The following is a 9,105-nucleotide window of genomic DNA, read 5'->3' on the forward strand; positions in this document are numbered from 1 at the left end:
GCGTCGGCAACTCGGCGAGCAGAGCCGCGCAGACCATCGCGGCCAGCACCAGCATGTAGAGGATGACCGGGATCGCCATGCCCTCGGCGATCAGCTGCGGCCAGAACCACCCCAGCAAGCTCGCACAGGCGAGGCACACCACGACGGAGGCCGCCACTCTGGACGGCGTTCTCCTGGCGAGCGGCAGCAGCGCGGCCAGGAAGCACAGATGCGCGACGAGGAAGGCGCCAAGGCCGAGCACGAACGACGGCTGCCACCACGGCATCGCGAGCAGGAAGTCCCCTGCTGCCGAGAACACCAGGGCGGGGACCAGCCAGCGGCGTTCTCGCCGTACGGGATGGCTCAGCGCCGCCGCGGCGAGCAGGACGGCAGCCAGTGCCTTGACGGGGGGTTGCATGCCGAACTGGCCAGTGAGCTCGACACCTGCGGGCGAGCGGAGAGCCGTGACGACGAGAAACGTCCCATAGGCGGCGCCAACCACTGCCGCAGCGCCCCACAGCATTCGCGTCGCGCGCGATGCGTACGGTGAGTCGATGCCCGTCACCGACGCTTCAGGCGACAAGCCAGGTCTGGATGCCATCCTGCAGAAGGTACTGGAAGCGGTGCCCTTCCAATTGACAACCGACGGAGGCCCCGAGGCGGCCCGGCAACGGTTCCGCGACCTGCCACGGCGTCCGGTCCACCAAGACCTGCGCGTGGAGGACCGCACGATCGATGGCGCGGGCGGCCCGGTACCGATCCGGCTGTACTGGCCGCGCGAGGCCGCCGACGGGACGGTTCCCGTGGTGATGTTCTTCCACGGCGGCGGCTGGGTGGTCGGCGATCTCGACAGCTACGACGGCGATGCCCGTCGGCACGCGGTGGGCTCGGGCGCGCTGGTGGTGTCGGTCGACTACCGCCTGGCACCCGAGCATCCGTACCCGGCGGCCGTCGACGACGTCTGGGCCGCCACTCAGTGGGTGGCCGCGCATGCCGCCGACCTCGGCGCCGATCCAGGGCGGCTCGCGGTGGCCGGCGACTCCGCAGGCGGCAATCTCGCGGCGGTCGTCGCGCAACTGGCGCGCGACTCGGGTGGTCCGGCCATCGCGTTCCAGCTGCTGTGGTACCCGGCCACCACCTGGGATACGTCCCTGCCGTCGTTCACCGAGAACGCCGACGCGCCCATCCTCGCGCTCGATGCGGTCGCGGAGTTCTCCCGCTGGTATGCCCACGGCCAGGACATGAAGAATCCGCCGACGACGCTGGTGCCCGGCCGGGCGGCGGACTTCTCCGGTTTGGCGCCCGCGTACATCGCGGTCGCAGGGCACGATCCGCTGCGCGATGACGGCGTCCAATACGGCGAACTGCTGAGCGCCGCGGGGGTTCCGGTGGAGGTGCACAACGCCGAGACGCTGGTACACGGCTACCTCGGCTACGCCGACGTCGTACCTGCCGCCACCGATGCCGTTCAGAAGGGGTTGTCAGCCCTTCGTCGCGCGCTAGCCTTGGGTACATGACCGAAACCTCTTCTGAGCGGCCCGGTATCGATCCGATTCTCAAGATGCTTCTCGACGCCGTGCCACTCGAGTTCACCATCGACGAAGGCGTCGAGGTCGCTCGCGAAAGGTTTCGTGCGGTGACGCCGCCCGCGGAGACGTTGCCGGACATGCGAATCGAGGAGCGCACGGTCGGGTACGGCGACCTCACCGACGTTCCCGTCCGCATCTACTGGCCGCCGGTCGACGCACACACCGACCTGCCGGTCGTGGTCTTCTACCATGGCGGCGGCTGGGCGATCGGTGACCTCGACACCCACGATCACGTGGCGCGTGCCCACGCGATCGGCGCCGAGGCGATCGTGGTGTCGGTCGACTACCGCCTGGCTCCGGAGCATCCCTACCCGGCCGGCGTAGACGACGCTTGGGCGGCATTGCAATGGGTCGGTGAGCACGCCGCGGAACTCGGCGGGGATCCGAATCGGATTGCCGTCGCGGGCGACTCCGCCGGCGGCAATCTGTCCGCGGTGATGGCGCTGCGAGCCCGTGATGCCGGTGGGCCACCGCTCGCCTTCCAATTGCTCTGGTACCCCGTGGCCGTCGGCGATCTGTCCGCGCCGTCGTTCACCGAGAACGCCGATGCCCCGATCTTGACCGCCGACGTGACCACGGCATTCCTGACCTGGTACCTGCCCGGGCGGGACATGACCGATCCCAAGACGCTGCCCACCGACGTCGCCCCTGCCAACGCCTCGACGCTCGCGGGCCTGCCGCCCGCCTTCATCGGGACCGCCGAGCATGATCCACTGCGCGACGACGGCGGAAAGTACGCCGAAATGCTCTCTGCCGCAGGTGTTTCCGTCCAGCTCAGCAACGAGCCGACAATGGTCCACGGCTACGTCAGCCTGGCGATGGCGTCGCCCGTGGCGGCCGAGGCCACCGATCGCGGGCTGGCTGCGCTACGAATCGCACTGCACCCCTGAGGATGGCGGATTCGGAGCGCCTCGTCCTCGACGTGCAATCCCCGCTGCAGTGGGAACAGTGGCTAGACGCCTACCACGACACGGTGACCGAGGTGTGGCTGCGGCTCTACAACAAGTCCGCCGGTGACGTGCCACTGGGGTACGGCGAGGCAGTCGAGATCGCGCTGTGCTTCGGCTGGATCGACAGCTTGGCCCGCGGACACGACGACGTCTCGCGCATCCAGAGGTTCAGCCCGCGAAAACCCAAGAGTGCCTGGTCGAAGTCCAATGTCGAACGAGTGCGGCGCCTCCTCGACGAAGGCCGGATGCGGGACCACGGGTTGCGTCACGTCGAGGCCGCGAAGGCCGACGGGCGCTGGCCGTCCTCGCCACTTTGAACGATGCGGCAAAGGACCGGCCCCGATCGGGTTATCTTCCCCTTGGTGGCGGAAATGGAAGCGACGCCGACGTTGCGCCCGAAATGGGGTTGACCGTCATCACCCATCGACGGGAGACGCCATGACGGACTTTCACACCATCATCGTCGGTGCCGGGTTCTCGGGCATCGGCATGGCGATCCAGCTCGACAGGGCCGGACTTGGCGACTATCAGATCATCGAGGCGGGCGAGGAGCCCGGCGGAACCTGGTACTGGAACACCTATCCAGGTATCGCCGTTGACATTCCATCGTTTTCCTATCAGTTCTCGTTCGAACAGAGCGCGGAGTGGTCACGGACCTACGCGCCAGGCCGGGAGCTGAAGGGGTACGCCGATCACTGTGTCGACAAGTACGGCCTACGCCAAAAGATCCGATTCAACACCAAGGTGACGGCCGCGACATTCGACGACGACGCCGCTTCCTGGCGGGTCCAGCTGGACTCGGGTGACACACTGACGGCCCGCTTCCTGGTCAACGCGAGCGGCGTGCTGACGGTGCCGAACCTGCCCGACATCGACGGCGTGGACAGTTTCGCGGGCATCACGATGCACACCGCCCGCTGGGATCACTCCCAGGATCTGAGCGGCAAGCGCGTCGCGATCATCGGGACGGGAGCGTCGGCGGTTCAGGTCATCCCCGAGATCGCGCCGCTGGTGAAGAGTTTGACGGTGTTTCAACGGACGCCGATCTGGTGCATGCCGAAACTGGACGTGCCGCTGCCCGCTCCAGCGCGTTGGGCCATGCGGATACCCGGCGGCAAGATGATCCAACGCGCGCTCAGCCAGGCCTACGTCGAGCTGACGTTCACGATCTCGGCCCAGTACTACACGGTATTTCCGCTCGCCCGCCGCGCCGAGAAGATGGGCAGGGCGTACCTGAAACGCGAGGTGCACGACCCGGAGGTCCGCGACAAGTTGACCCCTCGTTACGCGGTCGGCTGCAAGCGACCCGGATTCCACAACACCTATCTGTCGACGTACAACCGCGACAACGTCGAACTGGTCACCGAACCGATCGACAAGGTCATCGGATCGGGTGTCGCCACAACGGATGGCGCCGAGCGTGAGGTCGACGTGCTGATCCTGGCCACCGGCTTCAAGGTGATGGACGTCGACAGCATCCCGACGTTTCCCGTCACGGGCGCCGGTGGCCGCTCGTTGGCGAAGTTCTGGTCCGAGCAACGCCTACAGGCCTATGAGGGCGTCAGCGTCCCCGGGTTTCCGAACTTCTTCACCGTGATGGGCCCCTACGGCTACGTGGGGTCTTCGTACTTCGCGCTGATCGAGACGCAGACACACCACATCATCAGGTGTCTAAGCCGGGCCTCGAGTGAGGCCGCCACCCGGGTCGAGGTCTCCCAGGAGGCCAACGACCGGTACTTCGCCGAGATGATGGCCAAGCGACACCGCCAGATCTTCTGGCAGGACAGTTGCGCGTTGGCCAACAGTTACTACTTCGACAAGAACGGCGACGTGCCGCTTCGGCCCACCACCACTGCGGAGGCGATCTGGCGCAGCCGCCGCTTTCCGCTCGCCGACTACGAGTTCAGCACGTAGCCGATCAGCGCGGCGGGCCGAGGATGACGCTGTCGTATTTCTCGGACGCTTCGGCGAGCAGCTTGGGCGAGATCTCGAAGCCGTCCGGACGCGGCGTCGACATGTCACGGCCCGCGTGGCGGAACATCCCCTCGATGCCAGCTGGCGTGTTGATCATCAACAGGTCGGCCTTCTTCGAGGTGATCCGATAGGCGTGCGGAATCATCTTGGGCAGAAACACGATTCCGCCCTCGGCCAGCTCCATCTCCTGATCGTCGACCCACACCAGCGCGGTGCCCTTGATGAGCATGAAGACTTCGTCTTCGTGGGTGTGCCGGTGATAGGGCGGCGCCTCGCCTTCGCTCACGTCGAAGCGTCCGATCATCAACTGACCGTCGGTGGCCTTGCCGTCGAGCAGAATCGCGAGCGTACCGCCGTCGAGCCATTCCAGCTGTTGTTGCCGTTCGGGCTGGGCGAGATAGGCAACACTCACATCGCTTCTCCCTTCGTGCGGATGTCTTACTCCGCTTGAACGACAGCATAGGTGCCAAGGTGACTCAGTACGAGATCGAGCCGAGTGATCTTGCCGCACTGCGTATTTCGTCGTGAAGCCCGCCGTAGGCGGGTGCCTTCGGCAACAGTCGCTTGTCGACCTTGGTGACGGCGCTGTAGTTGGTGTCTACGACGTTCGCGATCGGAACCTGCGAAATCTGGCTCAGCAACTGGTACGCGTCGAGCCGGTCGAGACCGTACAGCTGGCCCAGCCAGCCAATCATCTCGACCTGACCGGCCCGCCACGCCTCTTCCAGTGGGCGCCCGGAACCGACGCACATCAGGTGGGTGTCGGTCTCGATCCTCGGCCACGCAGGTCCACCGCCCTTGATCAGATCGACGATCGCGGTCACGTGCATCGCGCCCTCGACCGCGGTGCCGCACGACTCTCCCTCGCCCTGCCGGTAGTGCCCGTCGCCGAGCGAGAACAGCGCGCCTTCGACGTTCACCCGTAGATAACAGGTTGCGCCGGCTGCCATTTCGGGACTATCCATGTTGCCGCCGAAGTAGTCCGGCACCAACGCCGTCCGCACTTCGCGCCGGGCCGGCGCCACGCCGACGGTCCCGAGCATCGGGTTGGCGGGCAGGCGAACCTGGAAGTCACTGGCCAGTGCCGAGAAGCCCAGCGTGTCCGTCCCCGCGTCGTAGTCGTAGATGTAGGTGCGCTCCGGTAGCGGGTCCTGCAGCGTCGGGCTGGCCGGGATGCTGGTGAGCCCGCCGAAGAACGGGATCAGGGTCGAGGCCCCCCACGTTCGGGAAGGCGTCAGGTCCACCAGGTGCACCGCCAACGTGTCCCCCGGTTCGGCGCCATCGATCCAGAACGGGCCGGTCTGGGGATTGAGGTCCTCGGTGTCCAGCGCCGTGGTCGCGACGTCGGCCTTGCTGGTGATGCGCCCGCCGTACGCGTCTTCGGTCCATAGCGTCAGCGCCGTGCCCGGCTTGATTCGCATTACCGGTGCCGCCCCACCGAAGGTGTAGGCGAATTGGTCGACCGTTGGCACGAAGGTCACGTGATCCATGACCGTCATCCTGCTGGAATCGACGACTCCGCGCGCGAGCAGTCGCAAAAGCCCCTGAAATCCGGAGATTCAGGGGCTTTTACGTGCTCGCGCAGAAGAACTAGACGGACGCCTTCAGTTCCTCCACCTTGTTGAGCTGCTCCCACGGCAGCTCGATGTCGGTGCGGCCGAAGTGACCGTAGGCCGCCGTCGGCGCGTAGATCGGGCGCAGCAGATCGAGATCGCGGACGATCGCGCCGGGACGGAGGTCGAAGACCGAGGTGATGGCCTTCTCGATGCGCGCCGGGTCGACGGTCTCCGAGCCGAAGGTCTCGACGAACAGTCCGACGGGAGCGGCCTTGCCGATCGCGTAGGCGACCTGGACCTCGACCCGCTCGGCCAGGCCGGCTGCGACGACGTTCTTGGCCACCCACCGCATCGCGTACGCGGCGGAACGGTCGACCTTCGACGGATCCTTGCCGGAGAACGCGCCACCACCGTGGCGGGCCCAGCCGCCGTACGTGTCGACGATGATCTTGCGGCCAGTCAGGCCGGCGTCGCCCATCGGGCCACCGAGGACGAACTTGCCGGTCGGGTTGACCAGCAGTCGGTAGTCGGAGGTGTCCATCGACTCGTGGTTCAGGTCGGCCAGAACGGTGTTGACGACCTTCTCGCGGATGTCGGGCGTCAGACCGGCCTCGAGGTCGATGCCGTCGGCGTGCTGGGTGGACAGCACCACAGTGTCCAGCCGGACCGGAGTGTTGCCGTCGTACTGAACGGTGACCTGGGTCTTGCCGTCGGGCCGCAGGTAGTCGAGCACGCCGCTCTTGCGGACCTCGGTCAGCCTGCGGGCAAGGCGGTGTGCGATTGCGATCGGCAGCGGCATCAGCTCGGGCGTGTCCTTGATGGCATAGCCGAACATCAAGCCCTGATCGCCTGCGCCCTGCGCGTCCAGCGGATCCCCTGCACCCTCGACGCGCGCCTCGTGCGCGGTGTCGACGCCCATCGCGATGTCGGGCGATTGGGCGCCGATGCCGATGTTGACGCCGCAGGTCTCGCCGTCGAACCCCTTGTCCGACGAGTCGTAGCCGATGTCGAGGATGCGCGCGCGCACCGTCTTCGGGATGTCGGCGAACGCTTCCTTGGCCGTCGTGGTGACCTCACCGACGACGTGCACCTGCCCGGTGGTCACCAGCGTCTCGACCGCGACACGCGACTTCGGATCCTGCGCCAGCAGTGCGTCGAGCACCGAGTCGCTGATCGCGTCGCAGATCTTGTCGGGGTGTCCCTCTGTTACCGACTCACTGGTAAACAGCCGACCTTTGCTCACGGTGTCATCCCTTTCCGAAACTTAGTTCTGCGAATCATATCGATGCCCTGCTGTAGCCAAGCGTGCGCCCGGTCGGGGCGCAACACTTACGCGCAGCGTGTCGCTGTCGAACCGGTCACCCGGCGCGGTTCCCAAGGAAGGCCACGATCGCGTCCACGATACGGCTAGACATCAGTGTCTTCGACCCATGCTCCAAGGCAACGTCGTTGCCATCGGCCGCCAACAGCCAGCCGTCATTGTTGTCCACCTCGAATGCACGGCCCTCACCGACGGCGTTGACGATCAGCAGATCGCACCCCTTGCGCTGAAGTTTGGCCCGTGCGTGAAACAAGACGTCTCCGTTGGCGTCCCCGGTCTCGGCGGCGAATCCGACGATGGCCCGCATGTTGGGCAGCTGACCGTCGGTGCGGGCCCGGACGATGCCCGCAAGCACGTCCTCGGTACGCGTGAGTTCGATGGCGGGTGCCGACTCGGCACCCGGCTCGTGCGATTTCTTGATCTTGCTGGTCGCGATGTGAGTGGGGCGGAAGTCGGCCACGGCGGCTGCCATCACCAGGACGTGGGCATCCGGAGCCTGCTTGGACACCGCGTCCTGCAATTGGCTCGCCGAACCGATGTGCACGACGTCGACACCAGCAGGGTCGACGAGCCCAGCGGTGTTTCCCGCGATCAGGGTGACGTCGGCGCCGCGCTGAGCGGCGACCCTGGCCACTGCGTAACCCTGCTTGCCCGAACTTCGATTGCCGATGAAACGCACCGGGTCGAGCGGTTCGCGGGTGCCGCCGGCAGTGACGAGCACCTTGACCCCCGCCAGGTCGAAGGGCAGTGCATCAGGGCGGTCGAGCAGCAGCTTGGCGAGCGTCGTGATCTCTTCCGGCTCGGGCAGGCGGCCAGCGCCACTGTCCGATCCGGTGAGCCGCCCCGACGCCGGCTCCAAGACGACGTTCCCGCGGCGACGCAATGTTTCGACGTTCTGGACGGTGGCGGGATGGAACCACATCTCGGTGTGCATCGCTGGCGCGAACAGCACCGGACATCGCGCGGTCAACAGCGTGGCCGTCAGCAGGTCGTCGGCACGTCCAGCGACAGCTCTTGCCAGCAGGTCCGCAGTGGCCGGAGCGACGACCACGAGGTCGGCCTCCTGGCCGATGCGAACATGCGGGACCTCGTTGACGTCTTCGAAGACACCGGTGCGGACCGGCTGGCCGGAAAGTGCCTCAAAGGTGGCCGCGCCGACGAAGCGAAGCGCCGATTCGGTGGGAACTACGCGAACGGCGTGACCGGCTTCAGCGAGTTGACGGACCACCGTGCACGCCTTGTAGGCGGCAATGCCGCCTGCGACGCCCACGACGATCCGCTTCCGCTCGCTCATCTCCGCCTTTCGCCCGACAGGCTCATGGCCGGCGCGGGAGGCCTAGCCCTCGCCCTCGGTGTGCTCGAGCAGGTCGGCGTGGATCTCGCGCATGGCGATCGACAGCGGCTTCTCTTGAAGTCCGGGCTCGACGAGCGGGCCGACGTACTCGAGGATGCCGTCGCCCAGCTGGTTGTAGTAATCGTTGATCTGGCGCGCGCGCTTGGCGGCGTAGATGACCAGCGCATACTTGCTCGACGCGCGGGACAGCAACTCGTCGATCGGCGGGTTGGTGATGCCCAGCGGCGTGTCGTAGGCGTTGGCGGCGTCGGAGTCGGTGCTCTCGACAGGGGTTGTCACGAAGTTATCTCCTGGCGTTTTCGCTTGAGGGCTAGCTAGCTGTCGGGTCGATCGGCGCTCCATTTGGCGCTGAGCTATTAACGGCCCACCAGCAAGGATACCA

Annotated in this window: 10 protein-coding genes; 4 read left to right on the forward strand and 6 right to left on the reverse strand. The window is 66.4% G+C overall.

Translation table 11 applies throughout. The annotated features are described in order from the left end of the window. Positions 1-502: lysoplasmalogenase family protein (locus QOD90_RS28640; RefSeq protein ID WP_526355500.1), on the reverse strand; the 502-nt coding region annotated here is incomplete at its 3' end. 31 nt (positions 503-533) lie between these two features. Here QOD90_RS28640 and QOD90_RS28645 point away from each other — a divergent pair. The 4 genes from QOD90_RS28645 (at position 534) to QOD90_RS28660 (ending at position 4,432) form a co-directional block, all read left to right on the forward strand. Continuing rightward, positions 534-1,496: an alpha/beta hydrolase gene (locus QOD90_RS28645; RefSeq protein WP_526355482.1), complete on the forward strand. Its 963-nt coding sequence runs from the start codon at positions 534-536 to the stop codon at positions 1,494-1,496. Further along, entirely contained in the window at positions 1,493-2,458 is a 966-nt protein-coding gene (locus QOD90_RS28650) for an alpha/beta hydrolase (protein WP_526355484.1), read from the forward strand. Before QOD90_RS28645 ends, QOD90_RS28650 begins: the two co-directional genes overlap by 4 nt. A gap of 2 nt (positions 2,459-2,460) precedes the next feature. After that, complete coding sequence (locus QOD90_RS28655) at positions 2,461-2,835, forward strand: YdeI/OmpD-associated family protein (protein ID WP_526355486.1); 375 nt, start codon at positions 2,461-2,463, stop codon at positions 2,833-2,835. A gap of 121 nt (positions 2,836-2,956) precedes the next feature. Beyond that, the gene (locus QOD90_RS28660) at positions 2,957-4,432 is read left to right on the forward strand and encodes a flavin-containing monooxygenase (RefSeq protein WP_526355488.1); all 1,476 of its coding nucleotides are present in this window, start codon (positions 2,957-2,959) and stop codon (positions 4,430-4,432) included. Between the two features lie 4 nt (positions 4,433-4,436). Here QOD90_RS28660 and QOD90_RS28665 read toward each other — a convergent pair whose 3' ends face one another. From QOD90_RS28665 to rpoZ, 5 genes are all read right to left on the reverse strand, one after another. Continuing rightward, the gene (locus QOD90_RS28665) at positions 4,437-4,904 is read right to left on the reverse strand and encodes a cupin domain-containing protein (protein ID WP_526355490.1); all 468 of its coding nucleotides are present in this window, start codon (positions 4,902-4,904) and stop codon (positions 4,437-4,439) included. A gap of 64 nt (positions 4,905-4,968) precedes the next feature. Further along, complete coding sequence (locus QOD90_RS28670) at positions 4,969-5,982, reverse strand: acetamidase/formamidase family protein (protein WP_526355492.1); 1,014 nt, start codon at positions 5,980-5,982, stop codon at positions 4,969-4,971. 100 nt (positions 5,983-6,082) lie between these two features. Continuing rightward, positions 6,083-7,291 (reverse strand): methionine adenosyltransferase, encoded by a 1,209-nt coding sequence (gene metK, locus QOD90_RS28675; protein WP_526355494.1) that lies wholly within the window; start codon positions 7,289-7,291, stop codon positions 6,083-6,085. A 115-nt stretch (positions 7,292-7,406) separates the two neighbouring features. Then, positions 7,407-8,663 (reverse strand): bifunctional phosphopantothenoylcysteine decarboxylase/phosphopantothenate--cysteine ligase CoaBC, encoded by a 1,257-nt coding sequence (coaBC, locus tag QOD90_RS28680; protein WP_526355496.1) that lies wholly within the window; start codon positions 8,661-8,663, stop codon positions 7,407-7,409. Positions 8,664-8,705: 42 nt separating this feature from the next. Continuing rightward, positions 8,706-9,002, reverse strand: coding sequence for a DNA-directed RNA polymerase subunit omega (gene rpoZ / locus QOD90_RS28685; protein WP_526355498.1), 297 nt, complete (start codon positions 9,000-9,002; stop codon positions 8,706-8,708). Positions 9,003-9,105: the final 103 nt, after the last annotated feature.

This window comes from Mycobacterium sp. (assembly GCF_032161845.1).
Classification (GTDB): Bacteria; Actinomycetota; Actinomycetes; order Mycobacteriales; family Mycobacteriaceae; genus Mycobacterium.

Coding starts and splice junctions, on each gene's coding strand:
- QOD90_RS28645 (WP_526355482.1), top strand. CDS start 534: ATGCCCGTCACCGACGCTTCAGGCGACAAGCCAGGTCTGGATGCCATC.
- QOD90_RS28650 (WP_526355484.1), top strand. CDS start 1,493: ATGACCGAAACCTCTTCTGAGCGGCCCGGTATCGATCCGATTCTCAAG.
- QOD90_RS28655 (WP_526355486.1), top strand. CDS start 2,461: ATGGCGGATTCGGAGCGCCTCGTCCTCGACGTGCAATCCCCGCTGCAG.
- QOD90_RS28660 (WP_526355488.1), top strand. CDS start 2,957: ATGACGGACTTTCACACCATCATCGTCGGTGCCGGGTTCTCGGGCATC.
- QOD90_RS28670 (WP_526355492.1), bottom strand. CDS start 5,982: ATGGATCACGTGACCTTCGTGCCAACGGTCGACCAATTCGCCTACACC.
- coaBC (WP_526355496.1), bottom strand. CDS start 8,663: ATGAGCGAGCGGAAGCGGATCGTCGTGGGCGTCGCAGGCGGCATTGCC.